Origin of the sequence: Pseudanabaena biceps PCC 7429 (genome assembly GCF_000332215.1) — a bacterium.
In the GTDB taxonomy this organism is placed as follows: domain Bacteria; phylum Cyanobacteriota; class Cyanobacteriia; order Pseudanabaenales; family Pseudanabaenaceae; genus Pseudanabaena; species Pseudanabaena biceps.
In genome coordinates, this window is record NZ_ALWB01000049.1 from 1 (window position 1) to 21,508 (window position 21,508).

General features: G+C 46.9%; 14 protein-coding genes. 9 read left to right on the forward strand and 5 right to left on the reverse strand.

The genetic code is table 11. The features are described 5' to 3' along the window. Positions 1-141 precede the first annotated feature (141 nt). A complete protein-coding gene (locus tag PSE7429_RS07665) occupies positions 142-1,233 on the forward strand; it encodes a Gfo/Idh/MocA family protein (RefSeq protein WP_009626548.1) in 1,092 nt (363 codons plus the stop codon). A 167-nt stretch (positions 1,234-1,400) separates the two neighbouring features. Here the strand turns inward: PSE7429_RS07665 and PSE7429_RS07670 are convergent, their stop codons facing one another. The 3 genes from PSE7429_RS07670 to PSE7429_RS07680 form a co-directional block, all read right to left on the reverse strand. Then, positions 1,401-2,618: an energy transducer TonB family protein gene (locus PSE7429_RS07670; RefSeq protein ID WP_009626549.1), complete on the reverse strand. Its 1,218-nt coding sequence runs from the start codon at positions 2,616-2,618 to the stop codon at positions 1,401-1,403. A gap of 337 nt (positions 2,619-2,955) precedes the next feature. Next, a complete protein-coding gene (locus PSE7429_RS07675) occupies positions 2,956-3,384 on the reverse strand; it encodes an ExbD/TolR family protein (RefSeq protein ID WP_009626550.1) in 429 nt (142 codons plus the stop codon). Next, a complete protein-coding gene (locus tag PSE7429_RS07680) occupies positions 3,377-4,021 on the reverse strand; it encodes a MotA/TolQ/ExbB proton channel family protein (protein ID WP_009626551.1) in 645 nt (214 codons plus the stop codon). Before PSE7429_RS07680 ends, PSE7429_RS07675 begins: the two co-directional genes overlap by 8 nt. Before the next feature lie 529 nt (positions 4,022-4,550). On the opposite strand from PSE7429_RS07680, the gene rpoB reads away from it, so the two are divergent. The 6 genes from rpoB to sixA all read left to right on the forward strand — a co-directional run bounded on the left by rpoB (position 4,551) and on the right by sixA (position 16,292). After that, positions 4,551-7,853 (forward strand): DNA-directed RNA polymerase subunit beta, encoded by a 3,303-nt coding sequence (rpoB, locus tag PSE7429_RS07685; RefSeq protein WP_009626553.1) that lies wholly within the window; start codon positions 4,551-4,553, stop codon positions 7,851-7,853. Between the two features lie 229 nt (positions 7,854-8,082). Continuing rightward, a complete protein-coding gene (gene rpoC1, locus PSE7429_RS07690) occupies positions 8,083-10,119 on the forward strand; it encodes a DNA-directed RNA polymerase subunit gamma (RefSeq protein ID WP_009626554.1) in 2,037 nt (678 codons plus the stop codon). A 95-nt stretch (positions 10,120-10,214) separates the two neighbouring features. Beyond that, on the forward strand, positions 10,215-14,192 hold the full coding sequence (locus tag PSE7429_RS07695; protein ID WP_009626555.1) for a DNA-directed RNA polymerase subunit beta': 3,978 nt from the start codon (positions 10,215-10,217) through the stop codon (positions 14,190-14,192). A gap of 627 nt (positions 14,193-14,819) precedes the next feature. Next, entirely contained in the window at positions 14,820-15,080 is a 261-nt protein-coding gene (purS, locus tag PSE7429_RS07700) for a phosphoribosylformylglycinamidine synthase subunit PurS (protein ID WP_009626556.1), read from the forward strand. 2 nt (positions 15,081-15,082) lie between these two features. Then, positions 15,083-15,790 carry a phosphoribosylformylglycinamidine synthase subunit PurQ gene (gene purQ, locus PSE7429_RS07705; RefSeq protein ID WP_009626557.1) on the forward strand — a complete coding sequence of 236 codons (708 nt, stop codon included), beginning with the start codon at positions 15,083-15,085 and terminating at the stop codon, positions 15,788-15,790. Then, positions 15,783-16,292: a phosphohistidine phosphatase SixA gene (gene sixA, locus PSE7429_RS07710; protein WP_009626558.1), complete on the forward strand. Its 510-nt coding sequence runs from the start codon at positions 15,783-15,785 to the stop codon at positions 16,290-16,292. The genes purQ and sixA overlap by 8 nt, the downstream gene beginning before the upstream one ends. A gap of 317 nt (positions 16,293-16,609) precedes the next feature. On the opposite strand, the gene PSE7429_RS07720 is transcribed toward sixA, so the two are convergent. Continuing rightward, the gene (locus tag PSE7429_RS07720; RefSeq protein WP_009626559.1) at positions 16,610-17,500 is read right to left on the reverse strand and encodes an alpha/beta fold hydrolase; all 891 of its coding nucleotides are present in this window, start codon (positions 17,498-17,500) and stop codon (positions 16,610-16,612) included. A 101-nt stretch (positions 17,501-17,601) separates the two neighbouring features. Here PSE7429_RS07720 and PSE7429_RS07725 point away from each other — a divergent pair, with 101 nt between their 5' ends. Continuing rightward, complete coding sequence (locus tag PSE7429_RS07725) at positions 17,602-18,561, forward strand: asparaginase (RefSeq protein ID WP_009626560.1); 960 nt, start codon at positions 17,602-17,604, stop codon at positions 18,559-18,561. On the opposite strand, the gene PSE7429_RS07730 is transcribed toward PSE7429_RS07725, so the two are convergent. Continuing rightward, a complete protein-coding gene (locus tag PSE7429_RS07730; protein ID WP_009626561.1) occupies positions 18,558-20,585 on the reverse strand; it encodes a UvrD-helicase domain-containing protein in 2,028 nt (675 codons plus the stop codon). The two genes, PSE7429_RS07725 and PSE7429_RS07730, sit on opposite strands and share 4 nt — an antisense overlap. A 167-nt stretch (positions 20,586-20,752) precedes the next feature. Here PSE7429_RS07730 and PSE7429_RS07735 point away from each other — a divergent pair, with 167 nt between their 5' ends. After that, positions 20,753-21,328 carry an Npun_F5749 family FMN-dependent PPOX-type flavoprotein gene (locus PSE7429_RS07735; protein WP_009626562.1) on the forward strand — a complete coding sequence of 192 codons (576 nt, stop codon included), beginning with the start codon at positions 20,753-20,755 and terminating at the stop codon, positions 21,326-21,328. Positions 21,329-21,508 lie beyond the last annotated feature (180 nt).

Genomic DNA, 21,508 nt, shown 5'->3' on the forward strand with positions numbered 1-21,508 from the left:
AGCCCAAAATAATGTTGCCGCGCGGAGCGCGGCAACATTATTTTGGGCTTTAATTTTTTCCAAACAAGACTGGTTGCAGCTATAGCAGAAAAAATAATAATAAGAAAAAATAATAATAAGAAAAAATAAAAAATAATAAGTATGACAAAAATTGGTGTTGGTATTATCGGAACTGGTTTCGGGCAGATTATTCATATTCCTGCGCTGCAAACTCATCCCGAAACTGAGGTTGTGGCGGTCTATCATCGCGATCGCCTTAAAGCGCAACAAATAGCAGACAAGTTCGATATTCCCCATGCTTGCGATCGCCTAGAAGATTTACTTGCGCTTCCGTCACTACAAGCCGTAACCATCTCTACGCCGCCAAGTTTTCACTACGAGCAGGCAAAAATGGCGCTTGAGGCGGGTAAGCATATTTTGCTCGAAAAACCCGTAACGATGAACGCAGGAGAAGCGATCGCCCTATATCGCCTCGCTCAAGAGAAACAAGTTGTCACAGCCACAGATTTTGAATTTCGTTATGTCCCGCAGTGGCGGTATTTTAAACATTTGCTAGATAGCGATCGCGTCGGCAAAAAACGGATGATTGCGATTGATTGGCTGGTGCAAGGTCGTGCCGATCCACAGCGCCTGTGGAATTGGTATAGCCAAAAAGCTTATGGCGGGGGCGCATTGGGGGCGATCGGTTCCCATGTCTTTGATTATGTGCGTTGGCTATTTGGCGATATTAAAAGCCTCTCTGGACAACTCAGTACGGGCATTACCGAACGTCCCGATGCCAATGGGATTATGCGTCCTGTGGATGCCGACGATACTTGCAACATTTTATTGGAACTTGCCGATGGTACTCCCTGCAATATTTCCCTCAGCACTGTCACCTATCGCGGTCGCGGTCATTGGCTCTCGGTATATGGCGAGAAGGGAACGCTAGTACTCGGAAGCTCCAATCAAGCCGATTACGTTCATGGGTTCAGCTTGCGACAAGGTAAACTCGATCGCCCAGAGATGGAAATCGTCCCCATCCCGCCCGCATATGACCTGCCGAAGACCTTTACCGATGGTCGTCTTGCGCCCGTTCTTGCCCTATGCGATCGCTGGATACAGGCAATCAAAACTGGTCAACCTATGACACCTAGTCTCTATGAAGGGGCTTGGTCGCAGATGCTGATGGATTTAACCCAACAGTCACATATCCAAAGAAATTGGATTGATGTCCCAACATCACTTTCTTAACTTGGTATTATTACAAATCAAACCCAAAAGATGAGTGGCGGCGCTCCGCGCCGCCACTCATCTTTTGGATTTTGATTCAAAGCAAAACTTGTAGATGTAGCCAAAAATTGATTGGAGGTGCGCCGCGCCGCTAATCAATTCTTGTTTTTTGAGCTGTAGCTATAGTTTTACTTAGGCTTAGTTGTAGATTCACTCACTGCGGGTGCAACTGGCTCGGCTAAAGGTGGTGGCGGTGGTGGTGGCAATGGATCGGTAGCAGTAGGTGCGGTCACTGGGGTTGTTACTGGGAGTGTTACTGGCGCTGAATCTACCGTAGCAGCCGCAGGCACAGGCTTGGTTGGCACTGATTCTGACATAGCCGAAGATGGAGTAGCTAGAGGCTCTGTTGTCGGTGCAGGCGATTTAGAGGAAGCCGCATCCCTTTGTTGACGGGCTTGTTCTGCCAACCTTCTCTGTTCTGATTCCTGTGCAGCTAGTTCGGACTCCCGACGGCGGCGCTCCTCATTTTGGCGCTGAAATTGCGAACCTTCTTCCTCAAAGGTAACGCGCACTTTAACATTAGTTCTACCGCCTTCAGGAACTGTTTTAGGATCGAATTGCCATTTACTCATTGCTTCGATAGTTTCGCGATCAGTTTGCTCATCACCGCTCGTCTGGCGCAAACGCACATTGATCACTCTACCGTCAGGAGCGATATCATAGGTAACCCTCGGCGTTCCCTCTTTTCCGCGATATTGGGGCTTGGGACAGCTTAAGCATTCAAGTTTCTGGGGTCTGGTATCAGCAGGCGGAGTTGGGACAGTTGGCAAAACATTATTTTGATTGGCGTTAGCATTGGGCTTGCCATTAATATTCCCTCCCACTACACCATCCTTTTTGCCATTAGGGCTACCATTAATTTTGCCGCCAAACATAAATCCCGTCGGGATTTTGGCATTTCCAAACCCACTACCAATTCCATCCTTAGATATTACTGTCCCCCCTCCTGACTGGATCTGACTATCGCTGTTCCCTTTAGTCAACAACGGTTTCAAATTATCTGGTGCAGCCGCATCTTTACCTTCCTTTAAAATCGTCGTTTCTGGCGCGAGGGCGATCGCTGGAGTCTCATTAATCTGGGGTTCCTCAGTTTTGGCAACTGGTTCGGGTTCCTTTGTAATTTCTGAGACTTTATCATCAGGGGCTCTCGTCGGATCGACGACAACTTCCATTGTATCCTCTGACACTTGGGGTGAAGGTCTCCATAATGTAGGGACTGGGGCATTGATCACAGCAGCATGAATACAGGCAGATCCCAAAACACCTATGAATAGTAAGGATGCTAAAGCGCGATTTTCTCGCTGTGATTGGACATCATGACGATCGGGGCGATCGGGTATATTCATAGATTGGACTCCTGCTTATTTATCTTATATTCGAGTATTCGAGTTGATATTTGAGTTGATTCTCAGATGGGGTAGTTCGCTTAGATGCACTTAGATTTAATATCGGGTGGGGATTTTTACCATGGATTTTTACCATTTAATACCAAGTTAAGAAATGGCGTAGCTATTTCTTAACTGGAAATCCTTTACAAGGCTTAGTTTTTAATTCACAAAAGAGTTGTCACACTTTCGTGAATTGATATAATTTTCACAACTTAATTTACTTAATTTACTTAATTTACTTAATTTAAGGGATGAATTAAGGGATGAAATTGACTGGTGGAATTGACTAGTTTGACTAGTTATTTTTGGTAGCGATCGCCATCTTGACGCGCGGGATTTGCTTTAGTTGATCCATGATTTGGATGATATCTCCATGCTGGACTGTGCGATCGGCATTCAGTACCACTACAAGGTCTTGGTTTGGTTCGAGCAACTGTTTAACGCGATCGCTTACTTCGCTAATACCTATTTTCTGCTTATTCAAAAATACTTCCGTCTTTTCATTGACGCTAATTGTGGCGCGAGCGGGTGTTTTTTGCATTGCTCCTGATTGAGCCTTAGGTAGATTAACGGGCAAACCCTCAGTCCGATTGAGAAACAAAGACGACAGTACAAAAAAAGTGAGTAAGGCGAACAGAACATCCAACAGCGGAACAACATTCTTAATTTCTATTGGCTGATCAGACAAATCCGCATCTTGGCGACGGCGGTTTCTTCTAGACATGGGCGCTTACCTTCTGACGATGCGCTCGCAAATGTTGCAATTCTAATTGAGTGCAGCATTGATCGAAGTAGGCAACTTGTTGAGCATAGAGCGATCTAAAAATACTCGCAGCAACCAGAGCCAACACAGCGACAATCAATCCCGTAGCTGTAGAAATAAGTGCTTCGCTGATGCCTCCTGTAACATTGAGAGCCTTAGAACCACCCACATCGCCAAGGGTCAGCGAGCCAAAAGACGCGATCAGCCCCGTAACAGTCCCCAGCAGTCCGAGCAAAGGAGCTAAGCCAACAACAATTTCAAAAATATTATTAAAACGTTTGAGACTAGGCATTTCCGCTTGCAAACGTGAGTCTAGGGCGAGGGTAAATTCCGTAGGGGTAGCATCGGGAATCGATAGAGCTTCCAAGTAAATACGGGCGATCGGCAAATCAATATGCATTTGCAGAAAATCCTCGGCTTGGCTGGGATCTTCTTGATAAATTTGCAGCGCTTTCCGCACTACTCGCTTCTGCTGTTTTTTGCTCCTCGACCAAAAAATCGTACGCTCGATCGCCAAGGCAACTACAACAAAAGAACAAATCATCAGGGGAATCATGGTAATTCCGCCCGCGACTAGGGTATCCAACAATTTAGACATGGTAATAAAAATCAAATTATGCAAATTCTACAGCATATTAATGCTAGTAATTATCAATTAGCATATATTTTTTCCGACATTTTTTTAAATAAACAGCTATTATTTTTCATTGTTTTGGGGATAGGAATGACAAATATCCGACTGGAAACCACAGCTCGACTTTACCTTAGCCGCAAATAAGCCGCAAATAATCAGTGTAAAACTCCTAGTCCGTAATCTATTCATATCTATAGCGACTTTCTTTTGAGCAATGTCTAGAGAATCATGGTATTGCCGCATTGATTGCCATATTGCTTGACTGGCTGAAAAACTTATTGAACTTTATTGAGCCTTATTGAGAAAAATACTTAGATGAAAACCGAAAGAAAAAGTAAAAAGACCAATTACTCTAAACGTACTCTGAACGACTTGCAACTAAAATCCGAAAATAGCTTGACAATAAGATCGCTGCTAGGTTAGGATAATGTGCTTATGTCTTGACTCAAAACTTGACATATACTCCGCCCACTAAAACTGCAGTCATTAGTGCATGAATAAGTCTACTCTTGTTACTCCTGCCTTCGTTCTACCAGATCTTGTAGAAATCCAGCGGGAGAGTTTTCGATGGTTCCTAGAAGAAGGACTTATTGAAGAGCTTGAGAGTTTCTCACCGATTACAGATTATACGGGCAAAATGGAACTCCATTTTATTGCCAAAGATTATAAACTCAAGCGCCCAAAATATAGTGTTGATGAGTCCAAACGTCGGGATGCCACCTATGCCGTACAGATGTACGTTCCCACGCGGCTTATTAATAAAGAGACAGGAGAAATAAAAGAGCAAGAAGTTTTTATCGGCGATCTGCCTCTGATGACAGATCGTGGAACCTTTATCATCAACGGGGCTGAGCGAGTCATCGTCAATCAGATTGTCCGTAGCCCTGGAGTTTATTACAAACAAGAGATTGACAAGAACGGTCGTCGCACCTATAACGCTAGCCTTATCCCTAACCGAGGTGCATGGCTGAAGTTCGAGACAGACAAAAACGATCTTGTCTGGGTGCGTATTGATAAAACTCGTAAATTATCTGCTCAGGTATTGCTCAAGGCGATCGGGCTAAGCGATGCCGAAATTCTTGACGCGCTTACCCATCGAGAGTATTTCCAAAAAACCATTGACAAAGAAGGTCAGTTTGACGAAGACGAAGCCCTCAAAGAGCTTTATCGGAAGTTGCGTCCAGGTGAGCCTCCTACGGAGTCAGGTGGTCGTGAACTATTGCGATCGCGCTTCTTTGACCCCAAACGTTACGACCTTGGGAAGGTGGGACGTTACAAGCTCAATAAGAAGTTGCGCTTAAATACCCCTGACACCATGCGGGTATTGACAGAGAAGGATATTCTCACTGCGATTAACTATCTGATCAACCTCAAGTTTGATATCGGCGAAATCGACGATATTGACCACTTGGGTAACCGTCGCGTGCGTTCGGTTGGCGAACTCTTGCAAAACCAAGTGCGTGTCGGGCTTAACCGTCTAGAGAGAATCATCCGCGAACGGATGACCGTTTCTGATGTCGATGCCCTCACGCCTGCATCCTTAGTTAACCCTAAGCCTTTAGTAGCCGCAATCAAAGAATTCTTTGGTTCTAGCCAACTATCTCAGTTCATGGATCAAACTAATCCTCTGGCTGAGTTGACCCATAAGCGTCGTCTTAGTGCCCTTGGTCCTGGCGGTTTGACCCGTGAGCGTGCTGGTTTTGCGGTGCGTGATATTCACCCCAGCCACTATGGTCGGATCTGCCCTATTGAAACGCCTGAAGGTCCGAACGCTGGTCTGATCGGTTCCTTGGCAACCCACGCTCGGGTAAATCAATACGGGTTTATCGAGACTCCTTACTACGCAGTCGAAAATGGCAAGGTGCTCAAGAACGAAGAGCCCGTATACATGACTGCGGATGAGGAAGACGAATTTCGCGTAGCTCCTGGAGACGTAGCCACTAACGACGATGGCTACATCTTTAACGAGATCGTCCCGATTCGCTATCGCCAAGAATGGGGTACAGCAAGTCCTGAAGAAATTGACTACGTAGCGGTTTCCCCCGTTCAAATTATCTCGGTTGCTACATCGCTGATTCCTTTCCTCGAACATGACGACGCTAACCGAGCTTTGATGGGATCGAACATGCAACGTCAAGCAGTTCCTCTCTTGCGTCCTGAACGTCCTCTTGTGGGAACGGGGCTAGAAGCTCAAGCTGCCCGCGACTCAGGGATGGTCATCGTCTCGCGAGTTACTGGTGAAGTCTCCTATGTCTCTGCTGACGAAATTCGGGTTAAGGCTGATGATACTGGACTAGAAAGTATTTATCGCTTGCAAAAGTATCAGCGCTCTAACCAAGACACCTGCTTAAATCAACGCCCTCTCGTTTGGGTTGGTGATAGTGTCGTAGCAGGACAGGTTCTTGCCGATGGCTCCGCCACGGAAGGTGGTGAGATTGCTCTTGGTCAGAATATTCTCGTTGCCTATATGCCTTGGGAAGGCTACAACTACGAAGACGCAATTTTAATTAACGAGCGTCTCGTAATTGATGATGTTTACACTTCAATTCACGTTGAGAAATACGAAATTGAAGCTCGTCAAACTAAATTAGGACCCGAAGAAATCACCCGCGAAATTCCTAACGTCGGTGAAGATTCGCTTCGTAACCTTGACGAACAGGGGATTATTCGCATTGGGGCTTGGGTAAGCTCTGGAGAAATCCTCGTCGGTAAGGTTACCCCTAAGGGCGAATCCGATCAGCCTCCTGAAGAAAAGCTGTTAAGAGCGATCTTTGGCGAAAAGGCTCGTGATGTGAGAGATAACTCCTTGCGCGTTCCTAATGGTGAAAAGGGTCGCGTGGTTGATGTTCGTGTATTTACCCGCGAACAAGGCGATGAGTTACCCCCTGGGGCAAATATGGTCGTCCGCGTTTATGTTGCTCAAAAACGCAAGATCCAAGTTGGCGACAAGATGGCAGGTCGTCACGGGAACAAGGGGATTATTTCTCGGATTTTGCCTAAGGAAGATATGCCTTTCTTGCCCGATGGCACTCCCCTTGACATTGTGCTGAATCCTCTCGGTGTGCCTTCACGGATGAACGTCGGTCAGGTATTTGAATGCTTGCTCGGTTGGGCTGCGGAGAACTTAAACGCCCGCTTTAAAATCGTGCCTTTCGATGAAATGTACGGTGAAGAAGCTTCGCGCGAGCTAGTGCATGGTCAGCTCGAACATGCAAGAAACCATACGGGTAAAGATTGGATTTTTAACGATGGATTCCCTGGCAAGTTGACCGTGTATGACGGACGTACGGGTGAACCCTTTGACCAACCTGTCACCGTTGGTAAGGCTTATATGCTGAAGCTAGTTCACCTTGTCGATGACAAGATCCACGCTCGTTCGACTGGTCCTTACTCTCTGGTTACCCAGCAACCTCTCGGCGGTAAAGCGCAACAGGGTGGTCAGCGATTTGGAGAAATGGAAGTATGGGCTTTGGAGGCATTCGGAGCTGCCTATATTCTTCAAGAATTGCTCACGGTCAAGTCTGACGATATGACTGGTCGGAACGAAGCCCTCAATGCGATCGTTAAGGGTCATGCAATTCCTCGTCCTGGTACGCCTGAATCATTCAAGGTATTGGTGCGCGAGCTTCAGTCTCTCTGCTTGGATGTCTCGGTTCACAAGCTTTCTGAGGATGGCAGTAACCAAGATACGGAGGTAGATCTCATGGTGGATACTGGCTCCCGTCGCACACCAAACCGTCCAACCTATGAGTCAGTCTATCGAGGCGACATCAACTTTGATGATGATGATGATTAATTATTAGCGTTTAGCGGTTGGCTATTAGCTGTTAGCTTTGGGAATATCCAAGCTAAACGCTAATAGCTACCTGCTAAACGTTAATAACTAACTCAAGTTTGGTGCTGAAATTCAGCAATTTGCTACGCAACGCTAGCGATCGCAATTCAATCATAGAAAAGCTAAAAGCTAGTAGCTAACTGCTAATAGCTTTCAATCTAAAGAACTTAATTTAAGGACGTTGTAACGTATGGCGAAAGTGGAACAGCGATTTGACTATGTCAAGATTGGCTTGGCATCACCCGATCGCATTCGTAAGTGGGGCGAACGAGTTCTACCAAATGGCAGTTTGGTTGGCGAAGTCACAAAACCTGAAACAATTAACTACCGCACGTTAAAGCCAGAAATGGATGGCTTATTCTGCGAGCGGATTTTTGGCCCTGCTAAAGACTGGGAATGCCATTGCGGTAAATATAAGCGTGTGCGCCATCGCGGCATTGTTTGCGAGCGTTGTGGCGTAGAAGTGACCGAATCGCGGGTTCGTCGTCATCGCATGGGCTTTATTAAGCTAGCAGCCTCAGTTACCCATGTGTGGTATCTCAAGGGTATCCCCAGCTATATGGCGACATTGCTAGATATCCCCTTACGAGATGTCGAGCAAATTGTTTACTTCAATGCCTACGTTGTCCTTAATCCCGGAATCCAGTCAGAGGTTGATGGGGAAGTCACGATGGTTAACAGTCGTGAAATTCGCATCCGTGGGGTGGATGGCATTGAAAGAGCTTACCATCTGCATCCAAAACATCTTCCCATCACTACAGAAGGGAAATTTGTCGAAGAGGGAGAAGCGATCGCCAGTGCCTACAACCTCTCTTACAAGCAATTACTCTCTGAAGACCAATGGATCGATCTAGAGGATCAGATCTATGCCGAAGACCCAGTGCTAGATGGCATTGAAGTCGGTATTGGTGCGGAAGCAATCAAGCAGTTGTTGCAAAACATCAATCTGGAAAAAGAAGCTGAGCGTTTGCGCACGGACATCGAGAACTCCAAAGGTCAAAAACGCGCCAAATTAATTAAGCGGTTGCGTGTGGTTGACAACTTTGTCGCGACGGGTTCTAAGCCTGACTGGATGGTACTAGATGTAATTCCTGTCATTCCTCCAGACTTGCGTCCGATGGTGCAGCTTGACGGTGGTCGTTTTGCAACTAGCGACTTGAATGATCTTTATCGTCGTGTGATCAACCGTAACAACCGTCTTGCCCGTTTGCAGGAAATTCTCGCCCCCGAAATTATCGTCCGTAACGAAAAGCGGATGTTGCAAGAAGCAGTTGATGCCTTGATCGACAATGGTCGTCGCGGACGGACAGTGGTAGGCGCAAATAACCGTCCCCTCAAATCCCTTTCCGACATCATTGAAGGTAAGCAGGGACGATTCCGCCAAAACTTACTCGGTAAACGGGTTGACTACTCTGGTCGTTCCGTAATTGTGGTAGGACCAAACCTGAAGATTCACCAGTGCGGGTTGCCCAAGGAAATGGCGATCGAGCTCTTCCAGCCCTTTGTAATTCATCGCCTGATTAAGACAGGTTTGGTAAATAACATCAAGGCCGCCAAGAAGCTAATTCAGCGTAACGATCCAGCCGTGTGGGATGTCCTCGAAGATGTAATTCGCGAACACCCTGTCATGCTCAACCGTGCGCCAACGCTCCATAGATTGGGTATTCAAGCTTTTGAACCACTCCTCGTTAGTGGTCGGGCAATTCAACTTCATCCCCTCGTCTGTCCCGCGTTTAACGCTGACTTTGATGGCGACCAGATGGCGGTTCACGTTCCTCTGTCGATTGAGGCTCAGGCGGAAGCAAGGTTGTTAATGTTGGCTTCTAATAATATTCTCTCGCCTGCGACGGGTCGTCCGATCGTAACTCCTAGCCAAGATATGGTTTTGGGTTGTTACTATCTAACTACTGAAAACCCCAGCAAGCAAAAGGGCGAAGGACGTTATTTTGCTAATTTTAACGATGTCGTGATGGCGTACGAACAGCGCGAAATCGATATCCATGCCAATGTTTGGGTGCGCTTTGAGGGCATCGTTGAAGGTCAAGGCGAAGCCAAGGAGAATGAGGAGCCAAAAGTCACAGTTTTGGAAGATGGCACTAAAGTCAAGGAATTTGATTTCCGCCGCATTCGTGAAGATGCGGAAGGTGGGTTGATCTCTCAATATATCAAAACCACCCCTGGGCGCGTGATTTTCAATCAAGCAATTTATGCATCTCTAGCTAGCTAAAAGCTAAAAGCTATCAAAACAGCACTTGGTGCTGCTTTGATAGCTCAAACATTTGGATTAATTACTCAGAAGATTATTTAACACAGCTTAATACCATGGCAGATTTCACGACTAGCAGCACGGATTCGCCTAACGATAACAAGCCCCAACGTTTTATCAATCGAACGATTGATAAGGGACAGCTAAAAAAGTTGATTGCTTGGGCTTTTACCCACTATGGCACTACTAGCGCCGCTAATGTTGCCGACCAATTAAAATCCTTAGGATTTCGCTATGCAACTCAAGCTGGTGTATCGATCAGCATTGATGATTTGCAGGTTCCTGCTAGTAAAAAGGCTTTACTGGCGGCGGCAGAGCTAGAAATCGAAGAAACCGAAAGCCGTTATACGAGAGGAGAAATTACTGAAGTAGAGCGCTTCCAGAAAGTAATTGACACTTGGAATGTCGCCAATGAAAACCTCAAGGATGAGGTGGTAAAAAACTTCAAGAGCAATAATCCTCTTAACTCTGTTTACATGATGGCGTTCTCTGGGGCGCGGGGAAATATCTCGCAGGTGCGCCAGTTAGTGGGTATGCGTGGCTTGATGGCTGATCCTCAAGGGGAAATCATTGACTTACCTATTAAGACCAACTTCCGTGAAGGATTAACCGTTACGGAATACATCATTTCATCCTACGGAGCCCGTAAAGGGCTGGTAGATACGGCGTTACGGACGGCAGACTCTGGATACCTCACCCGCCGTCTGGTTGACGTATCGCAAGATGTAATCGTCCGTGAAAATGATTGCGGTACTACTCGCGGCATTAGGCTTAAAGCAATGCGCGATGGGGAAAAGACACTCATTAAATTGTCCGATCGCCTATTTGGTCGTGTAGCTGCCGAAGATATTGTCGATCCGAAGACTGGCGAAGTAATCGTCATGCGGAACCAAGAGATTTCTGAGGATCTATCTTTAGCCGTGGCTAAGGCAGGGGTTGAAGAGGTATGTGTCCGTTCGGCCTTTACCTGCGAATCGACGCGATCAGTTTGTCAAATGTGCTATGGCTGGAGCTTGGCTCATGCTGAATTAGTAGATATCGGTGAAGCTGTGGGGATTATTGCCGCGCAGTCTATCGGTGAACCTGGTACCCAGCTAACCATGCGTACCTTCCACACAGGTGGTGTATTTACAGGGGAAGTTGCTGAACAGCAACGCGCTCCCTACGACGGCACGATTAAGTACAGCAAAAAGTTGAAGGTGCGCCCGATGCGTACTCGTCACGGTGAAGATGCCTTCATTGTGGAATCAAATGGTGACTTCACCCTAGAGAGTTCTGAAGGCAAGCGCGTTTATGCCGTTACCCAAGGTTCAACCCTATTGGTGCGTGACGGACAAAAGGTCAGCCAAAACCAATTGATGGCTGAGGTCTCGGCAACGGGTAAAACTTCGCGCAAAACGACAGAGAAAGCAACTAAGGCTCTCAATACTGGTTTGGCTGGTGAAGTATTATTCTCCGATCTGGCGATCGAAGAGAAGAAAGACCGCCAAGGCAATACCAGCTACGTTGCTCGTGGGGAAAAGGGTCGGGTTTGGGTACTAGGTGGTGAGGTCTACGATCTACCCCCAACTGCCGAGCCTACGGTCAAAAATGAAGCCTATGTCGAAGAGGGAGATGTACTTGCCGAAACTCGTTTAATTACCGAACATGGCGGTGTCGTGCGTCTCAGTGAAGAGGATAGCCGTCACAACCGTGAAGTGGAGATTATTACCGCTTCGGTAGTTTTGGATCAGGCGATCGTCAAGGAAGAAAGCTATCAGGGACGAGAGCATTACATCCTCGAAACTCAGGGCGGGCAGAGCTTCTCGCTGAAGGCTTCTCCAGGTAGCAAATTGATTAACAATCAAGTTGTTGCCGAGCTGATCGATGATACTTATCAAACCAAGAGTGGCGGTATTATCAAATTCGCTGGGGTAGAAGTTGCGAAGCGCAGCAAGGGTAAACAGGGCTATGAAGTTGTTAAGGGCGGCACATTGCTTTGGGTTCCTGAAGAAACCCATGAAGTGAATAAAGATGCTTCGCTGTTAATGGTGGAAGAGAATCAGTTTATTGAGGCGGGTACGGAAGTTGTTAAAGATATCTTCAGCCAAACCGCAGGTGTGGTAGAGGTATTCCAGAAGAACGACATTTTGCGTGAAATCGTGATCAAGCCAGGGGATTTGCACTTGGTAGACGATCCGCAAACCGCTATGCAAAAGAATGGGTCTTTAGCCTATCCCGGTACCGAAATCATGCCAGGGTTGGTTTCCCCTGAACTACGCTACGTGGAATATTTGGATTCTACGGAGGGTCCTGCCTTATTGCTGCGTCCTGTCGAAGAATACCAAGTTCCCGATGTACCCACAGTCCCTAGCCAAGAATCGGTGAATCAAGAAGGTCGTTCGATTGGGCTGAGAGCAGTACAGCGGATTCCTTACAAGGATGGCGATCGCGTAAAGGCGATCGATAGTGTGGAGTTACTCAAAACCCAGTTGCTATTAGAGGTCGATACCGATGCGCCTCAGTTAGCGGCGGACATTGAATTCATTCCCAACGATAGCGATCCAGGTAGCTTACGCCTACAGTTGGTAATCCTCGAATCCTTGGTAATTCGCCAAGACAATTCGGGCGATCCTACCCACACCAATTCGCGGACACGTCTATTGGTAAATGATGGCGATCACATTGAGCCCGGGGCTGTGGTTGCTCGTACCGAAATTCTCTGTAAAAAAGCTGGACAAATTCGCGGAATTCGTAAGGGCTCGGAAGTGGTACGCCGCCTACTGGTTGTTACCGATGCCGATTGCATTACCACAGCTTGCCCTAACCCCACCGTGGTTCCAGGAGATCTATTGCGATCGGGCGATGAGATCGGTGCTGGCGTAATCACCGAGGAATCGGGACAGGTTCTTAAGGTAGAGGATGGAAATGTCGTATTTCGGATCGGTCGCCCTTACCTAGTATCTCCAGGAGCCTTGTTACAAATCCATGATGCTGACCTCGTTCAGCGTGGTGACAACATTGCTTTATTGGTGTTCGAGCGCGCGAAAACGGGAGACATTATCCAAGGTCTACCTCGGATTGAAGAACTGCTTGAAGCTCGTAAACCCAAGGAAATGTGCGTGCTCGCACGCACATCGGGTACTGCTCAGGTTACCTATGACTCTGACGACAATCCCGAAGTGAAGATCCTTGGAGATGATGGAGTTCTTGATGATGACTACTCCTTTAACGCGGGTCAGAGTGTAATTATTTCTGATGGTCAGAAGATCTTGGCTGGTGAAGCACTCACCGACGGACCCGCCAACCCCCATGACATTCTTGACATCTACTTCCATACTTACAAAGAATCCCTTGGCGTGAGACAGGCTGCCCTGATCGGGCTACAGAAAGTACAGGAGTTCTTAATGAACGAAGTGCAGTCCGTATACCAATCTCAAGGTGTGGATATTTCCGACAAGCATATTGAGGTAATCGTCAAACAGATGACCTCCAAGGTAAGGATCGAGGATGGTGGCGATACTACCCGCCTCCCTGGTGAATTGGTCGAACTCCACCAAGTTGAGCAGATCAATGAGGCTATGGACATTACGGGTGGTGCACCTGCGGACTACACTCCTGTATTGATGGGTATTACCAAGGCAAGCTTAAATACCGACAGCTTTATCTCGGCAGCTAGTTTCCAAGAGACCACTCGCGTTCTCACTGAAGCAGCGATCGAGGGTAAATCTGACTGGTTACGCGGCTTGAAGGAAAACGTCATTATCGGTCGTTTGATTCCTGCGGGTACGGGCTTTAATGCTTACGATACGCCTATTGTCGATGTCGATAATGGCTACGAGCCAGATCTTGGCTACGACGAAGAAGCGGATGATGTCATTATTGATGACAATACTGCGCGCAATTACCAAATCATCGAACCTCGGATCGAGCCAATCCGTGTCGTCGATAAGCCTCGTAGTCGTCGTAATTTTGACGATGAGCTTGTGGATGACGATGTGGAATTTGAAGACGATGATGAAGAGGAAGATGATGATTTTGACGATGAAGATTAAGCCCAAGCTTAAATAATTCGTCGTAATTACAAATCAAACTCATACCCTTTTTTATAGGCACTGCTTACTAAAATATAAAACCCAATAAGAGAATGGCGGCGCTTTGTGCCGTCATTCTCTTATTGGGTTTTATACCAAGGTAAGAAATGGCGTAGCCATTTCTTACCTTGAAAACCCTTACTGAGTTTGGTTTTATTAATTCACAAAAGTGTTGTCACACTTATTAATTCACAAAAGTGTTGTCACACTTATTAATTCACAAAAGTGTTGTCACACTTTCGTGAATTGGTATAAGACATAGCGAGGACAAATCAAAACCCCTAAGATGAATGGCGGCGCTTCGCGCCGCCATTCATCTTAGGGGTTTTATGTCCTAAGCAAACCTTACGTTGCTATATAAGAACTAAGAGAACTATTGAAGTAGTTGGGCATAATTAAAAACTATAGCCAAAAACTGTAGCGCACGCGCAGCGTGCGCTACAGTTTTTTGGGTTTTATATTTAATTGCACCTAGCTACTTAGAGGCTTTCAATTTGCTATATGATCGTGATCCAAGATCCTGTAGATCTATTTAAATGTTGAAAAATACTGTATCTACCGATCGCATCTAAATATTTGACACCCCGCATGAAGTATCAAGCCCGTATATTTGTTACCTTACGTCCATCGGTTCTCGATCCCGCAGGGACTGCCGTACAGTCGGCACTTAAGCAAATGGATTACCACGTTGATTCTGTTCGCATTGGCAAGTATGTCGAAATTATCCTTGATGCTGCTGACGAAGCGGAGGCTTCGCAAAAGTTAGATGAAACCTGCGATAAATTACTGGCAAATCCTGTAATTGAGAATTATCGTTTTGAGTTAACCCCGATCGCACAGGAGGCATAGAGATGAAATTTGGCATTCTGGTATTTCCTGGTTCTAATTGCGATCGCGATGTTGCCACGGTTACTAGTGGTATTTTGCGACAACCCACAAGGCTGATCTGGCATACCGAAACCGATATTAGCGATTGCGATACGATCATTGTGCCTGGGGGATTTAGTTATGGTGATTACCTCCGCTGCGGCGCGATCGCAAGATTTGCACCAGTAATGCGTTCGTTACAGGAACATGCGGTAAAGGGTAAATATATCATCGGTATTTGTAACGGATTTCAAATTTTGACCGAGTCGGGGCTACTACCAGGCGCATTAGTGCGCAATCGCGATCTACATTTTATTTGCGATCGCGTACCTCTAAGGGTTGAGCGCAATGACTTAGTATTTACCGAAAAATATCAACAGCAGCAAATCATTGCTTTGCCGATCGCCCATGGTGAAGGTTGCTACTTTGCTAATGCGGATACCCTTAAGGAGCTAGAAGACCAAAATCAAATCGTTTTCCGCTATTGCGACGCGATCGGTAACATTAACGATGAGAGTAATCCGAATGGCTCCTTGGCAAACATTGCAGGTATTTGTAATAAACAAGGTAATGTGCTCGGAATGATGCCCCACCCCGAACGAGCCGTAGAAGGAATTCTCGGTGGCACCGATGGCAAAGCCCTTTTCGCAGGTCTCATGGAAGGATTAGGAGGTTCTTTAGTTAATGCCTAGTCTTTATCTCATCCGTCATGGCATTGCTGAAGAGCGGGAAAACTACCTTGAGGATGATACTAAACGTCCTCTTACCGATGAGGGGCGCAAAAAAACTAAACAGGTCGCCAAGCGGCTCTACGATCTGGGTTTGCGCTTTGACCTTTTGCAAACCAGTCCATTGGTGCGCGCCCGACAAACCTCAGATATCTTTACGGATGTTTTTGGTAACTGCCCCGTAGAACAAGAGGCAGAACTTGCGCCCGAAGGGAATATTGATAGCTGGTTAAAGGGAATCTCGGCATGGCTCACCCAGCATCCACAACCATCCAAAGCTTCGCTAGGTATAATCGGGCATGAGCCAGACTTGACAACTTGGGCAGAGATGCTGATCTGGGGAGAATCTAGAGGAGTATTGGTTCTCAAAAAGGCTGGGCTGATCGGTTTGTCTTTACCAGAAACTCAACCTTGGTTGGGGAATGGCGTATTGTTTTTGTCGATTCCTCCTAAGTTATTAATATAGCTACAGTCACTTGACTCAGGACAAATCAAACCGCAAGAATTGATTGGCGGCGCTTCGCGCCACCAATCAATTCTTGCGGTTTATGTCCTAACACCAATTCCCAAAAGTGTTGTCACACTTTTGGGAATTACAAACTAAACCTCGTAAGGATTTTCAATTTATAGCAATTATCGATCAAACGAACCACAAGGAAATTTTTGAAAGTGTTGCTTCGCAATGCTTTCAAAAATTTCTTTGGTTTGGGTTTGAGCGCAATGCGCTGTAAATTGGTATAAGGGTTTTCAAAGCTGAAAATGGCATAGCCATTTTCAGCTTTGTTATAAAGCACTCGCATACCAATCGCGGATTAATTGGTTGACGATCGCAGGACTCTCGTCATGGGGGCAATGTCCTGCGTTAATGTAATGTTCGGTCAAGGCTGGGTAAAACTCGCGAAACTTGGCTCCCCTAGACCGAGAATTCATCCAAGGATCGCCTTCGCCCCAGATTGTTAATAGCGGAACTGCGATCGCCTTTAATAATTCATCCACCTTTTTACCCTGAGGGCTGCTAAATACTGAGGCAAAAACCTGCGCGGCTCCCTCATCGCAGGATGGACGATAAATCTCTTCGACCAGTTGCTCGGTAACGGCTGAGCGATCTAAATACACTTTATTTAAGGTGCTACGAATGCGGGATTTTTGACGGACAAAGGCAAATAGTAACTGATTTGCCCAAGGCTGACGCAAAACCCCCTGTAGGGTCTTAGAGATTGCCTTTTGGAGCGGATTTACTTTTCGCGAGCCGAGGGGATTGGTGTCTGTAAAAGGACCAGCACTGTTAAGTAAGACGACTCCTGCCACGGATTGCGGGCGATCGGCCGCAACACATAGGGCAGCATAGCCACCGAGGGAATTCCCAGCGATCACCGTAGGACGTTGGATCTGGGTGGAAATAAAGTCATCAAGCTGATCGCGCCAGAGATCGCCGCTATATTCCCAAGCTGGTTTCTGCGATCGCCCAAAACCAAGTAGATCGATCGCATATACCTCAAATTCTTGACTGAGATCGGCAATATTTTTGCGCCAGTGATCGGTGGAAGCCCCAAAGCCATGCACCAAGAGCAAGGGCGGACGCTGAAGGTTATCACCTGCCTTCACAAAGTAAACCTTTTGGTCGCGCCACTGCCAATATTCACCTGCGATCGGTTCAGTCCCTGTAGAAATCATTGAGAAATTATTTATGTATTAATATCTACAATTGTTACATATCTTCATATATATCTTAACCTTGCCGTAGGATTATGATGGCGATCCTCAAGCAGTAAATTATGAATCTTGGCAAGCGCAATCGTTTCTCCGCTAACAAAATTACCGTCCAATTGCTACGTGAGGGCATTGTCGAATCAAGCCACTCTTGTCAAGCTGCTGTCGTTGATACGAGAGGTCGCGTGCTCTCGGCAGCAGGCGATCCCCAGACGACAACCTTTGCTCGTTCTTGTCTCAAGCCCATTCAAGCTCTGCCTGTCTCGATTAGTGGCGCACAGGAGCAGTTCAACCTATCGGAAACCGACCTTGCCATAATTTGTGGTTCGCACCAAGGGACGATCGCCCAAGCCCGACAGGTTTTTAGTATTCTGTGGCGCTGCGATGTCGAGCCGAGCGCGTTGCAATGCCCAGTACCAGAATGCCAAAAAAGCCCCCTGCAACACAACTGTTCTGGTAAGCACGCAGGCATGATCGCCATCTGCAAGCAACAGGGTTGGCAAATTTCGTCCTATATGGATCGACATCATCCCGTGCAGAAACTTGCCTTGAATACTATGGCAGATTTGCTGCATATGCCTGCGGCGGAATTTATTTGCGCCCATGATGACTGTGGCGTGCCAACTTACCTCTTAGAAATTGGTCAATTGGCAAGGCTGTATGCCCAGCTATCCGCTCACGATCAATTACATTTAGAACGCATTGCCCGCGCGATGACCCGACATCCTGATATGGTTTCTGGGGATGGTCAATTTGATACGGAATTAATGCGGCTGACTGGGGGCGAAATTGTTAGTAAATCAGGAGCGGAAGGCGTGCAATGTATTGGTCGCATTGGCGAAGGATTGGGGCTGGCGATTAAGGTGATGGATGGCTCGAAACGGGCAAAGAATGCGGTTTCTATCCACCTGCTCAAACAGTTGGGCTGGATTAGTCCGACCGTCGCCCAGAGTTTAGAAGAATCCTTTCTCTCTATCGGTAAATATAGCCGCCTTGAAGCCGTAGGCGAACTATCCCTAGCCTAAACCGCTTGGCTGATTTCAATTAAGGGACTCAATACTCCATTTTGGATCTGACCGTTGGTACTTAGTTCGCTATGACAGAGGTAGAGGCGATCGCTAGTGCGATCAAGTAAATCCCTAAGCAATCGCTGTAACCGCTGCTGATCGGCTTCGCGCTGATGTGCGATTGTCCATACCTCTCCCGCCCAGTCCTTAAGAAAAAGAGGTGACCCATAGAGAGATGCGGCTCCCCCCTGCAACCACAGGTCGGAACTAGCATCCAACCAAAATTGCCAACGATGGGAAAGCCGAGCCATCCGATATTGAAAAATCGTCGCTAGCACGATACTATTTTGGGGCAGATCGGGAGCATAGGGATTTGCCGTCACCGTACCCTGACGAATGAGTTGAATAAACTTTTCGAGAATGACCGCATCTTCGAGATCGAGCCGATAGCCTAATTGCCAATAGTATTGAGCAGTTTCGATCAATTCCTGTAGGGTGGCGGTATGTTCGTAACTCAGTTTGCGAGGTTTAAAGAAAGCCTGAATAGCGCGATCAATACATAAAAGTGGCGTATCTTTAGGTGATTGCTGCTCGATCCACTGGCGCAATTTTTCATAGGTTTGAGTGGCTTCGTAGCCGAGACGGTTCCACTGGTTATAGGTTTCGGCGGCTAGGAGTTGCGGATGCTCGGGATGGGGCGCATAGCAATAGTCGGCAAGCATTCCCGCGCGGACGGGGTCGATCGCTTCGGTAAGTACCACCAGCATTTCGGCAATGCGATCGCGGCTGCTAAGGTTGCCAAGGTTGGGATAGACCAGCGTAAGCAAGGTTAAAAGCGATCGCACTTGTGCCGAGTAGGATAGCGGGCGCTGATCCTCTAGGGGATTGACATTAATCTCTTTTTTGCGCAGGATTTCCACTAAGGCATAGTTGGCAATATTGTCTAAGCCGGGGGCAATGATGGCGATCTCGTTTGCCTTAATTTCACCAGAAGCGATCGCTTCGGCAATGGTTTCGGCAACGTTACGGAAAAGTTTGGCGCGAGAAACCGATTCAATGGAACGTAGGATGGCGTAGGGTTCCATAAACTGCAAAATTGGTTCGCTCACAAGCTGGATCGCCGAGGTCGCGATGTCAGCCCCCAAGGTGTTTTGAGAATGTGGTAAATGGATGTTTTCACATTCAGCTTTGAGTTCTTGCCAATATTGAGGATCGGCTCCCAGTCCTAATCTTACTAAACCATCGGGATTAAAGGTAAAGATACCCTGTGCGCCTTGAACGAGGATCAATCTACATAAATCGCAGGCGATCGCAGGCATCTCATCAGCGCGATCGACAATGACATATTGAAATCTCTGTTGGAGTTTGCGCTGATATTGCGAATTCGATAATAAATAATGACCGAATAGATCGGTAATAATGCCATAGGTCAGCAAACCTCTTTGCCAACAATATCCTCGCCATTCCTGTAGAGCTTCCCCGATCTCTTGCCATTGTTCGGCAATATTTTCCCCTAGCTCTTCATGATTTTCTGGGAGAATTGTCTCGATTCCAGCATTTAAAACCGTGGGGATTTCGCGAATATCTCGCCCGCCATAGGCAGCTAAGAGGAAGAGATCTAACAGTCTTCGCACGAGGCGATCGCGCCCAATCCCTTCCATCTGGAGAGTTCCTGTTTCAAGGCGATCTTTCCAGAGCATATTGGCTAATTCTTGCTCGTTCTCAACCCTTAATAGGAGCGGAAACTGGGCTTTTATCCCCAATTGCTTGACGAGCAATGTCCAAAATAGGCGAACTTCATCACGAAAAAAGCTCAGAGGTGTGACCACGGTAACGGGGTATTGTCCGTGGGTTGCCAGCATCAGTTCTTCGTTAAGCTTGCGTCTGCGTTGGGCATCAACGGTAAAAACTAAAACCGTTTGGGAAGCTGCTTGAGGATTGGACTGGTTGGCAAAATCTCGATCGACCCAGTGGCAAAACTGCTGGAGCAAAAGCTCAGTTTTGCCGCTGCGACTACCACCTTCAATCCACAAATTTGCCATAATACCATTTAGAATAGAATTGTGCTTTTTAAAGGAAGTAAGTAGCTAGGCATAAGTAAACTTAAAACCTAGAAGAGCATACCGCCCACTGCGCGGGCGGTATGCTTTCTGGTTTTGGTTTTTAATTATGCCGAACTACTTAGCACAGACCTATTCTAAATGTTTTTATGTGGCGATCGCACCTAGCTCGAAGTTTACATCAACATCGCAATCAACCCGAATCAAGATTCTTACAACTAGCAACGATGGGTTGTGATCAGCGTCCGCGCAATCGGACAGTTGTATTTCGTGGTTTTTTGGAAAATTGCGATCGCCTTAAAGATTGTCTCAAAATTGTTACGGATGAGCGCAGTCAAAAAATTGCGCAAATTGATGCTAATCCTTGGGTAGAGATCAATTGGTATTTCACCAAAACGCGATCGCAGTTTCGGATTCTCGGCAAATCGATCTTGATTAACAGTGAATGCTCGGACTTACAATTGCAAAAAGCGCGATCGGATGCGTGGAAAGCGCTCTCAGATCCTGCCAGAATGCAGTTTGCTTGGGGACATCCACGGATGCCAAGAATTGATTTTGCCCATATCGCACCTCCCGAACCCGAACAGCCGCTTCCTTCCTTTTGTCTGCTATTAATCGAACCGATAGAAGTAGATCGCCTAGAATTACGCGGTAATCCTCAAAATCGTTGGCTCTACCTTCTTGACGAGCAAGGGAATTGGGCTGAACAGGAAGTTAATCCATAAAGAAGAATGGCGGCGCTTCGCGCCGCCATTCTTGAAAATAAAATATAGCTGCCGTCAACTGGATCAGGGCATAATACCAATTCACGAAAGTGTGACAACACTTTTGTGAATTAAAATCCTTACTAGTGTTGCCGCGCGGAGCGCGGCAACACTACAAGACTGGCGACCGCTATAGATCAG

Bases quoted from the DNA above. Each gene is read 5' to 3' on its own strand.
- purS (WP_009626556.1), top strand. From the start codon at position 14,820: ATGAAGTATCAAGCCCGTATATTTGTTACCTTACGTCCATCGGTTCTC.
- PSE7429_RS07735 (WP_009626562.1), top strand. From the start codon at position 20,753: ATGTGGCGATCGCACCTAGCTCGAAGTTTACATCAACATCGCAATCAA.
- PSE7429_RS07725 (WP_009626560.1), top strand. From the start codon at position 17,602: ATGAATCTTGGCAAGCGCAATCGTTTCTCCGCTAACAAAATTACCGTC.
- PSE7429_RS07730 (WP_009626561.1), bottom strand. From the start codon at position 20,585: ATGGCAAATTTGTGGATTGAAGGTGGTAGTCGCAGCGGCAAAACTGAG.
- PSE7429_RS07720 (WP_009626559.1), bottom strand. From the start codon at position 17,500: ATGATTTCTACAGGGACTGAACCGATCGCAGGTGAATATTGGCAGTGG.
- PSE7429_RS07695 (WP_009626555.1), top strand. From the start codon at position 10,215: ATGGCAGATTTCACGACTAGCAGCACGGATTCGCCTAACGATAACAAG.
- PSE7429_RS07670 (WP_009626549.1), bottom strand. From the start codon at position 2,618: ATGAATATACCCGATCGCCCCGATCGTCATGATGTCCAATCACAGCGA.
- PSE7429_RS07665 (WP_009626548.1), top strand. From the start codon at position 142: ATGACAAAAATTGGTGTTGGTATTATCGGAACTGGTTTCGGGCAGATT.
- rpoC1 (WP_009626554.1), top strand. From the start codon at position 8,083: ATGGCGAAAGTGGAACAGCGATTTGACTATGTCAAGATTGGCTTGGCA.
- PSE7429_RS07675 (WP_009626550.1), bottom strand. From the start codon at position 3,384: ATGTCTAGAAGAAACCGCCGTCGCCAAGATGCGGATTTGTCTGATCAG.
- rpoB (WP_009626553.1), top strand. From the start codon at position 4,551: ATGAATAAGTCTACTCTTGTTACTCCTGCCTTCGTTCTACCAGATCTT.
- purQ (WP_009626557.1), top strand. From the start codon at position 15,083: ATGAAATTTGGCATTCTGGTATTTCCTGGTTCTAATTGCGATCGCGAT.
- PSE7429_RS07680 (WP_009626551.1), bottom strand. From the start codon at position 4,021: ATGTCTAAATTGTTGGATACCCTAGTCGCGGGCGGAATTACCATGATT.
- sixA (WP_009626558.1), top strand. From the start codon at position 15,783: ATGCCTAGTCTTTATCTCATCCGTCATGGCATTGCTGAAGAGCGGGAA.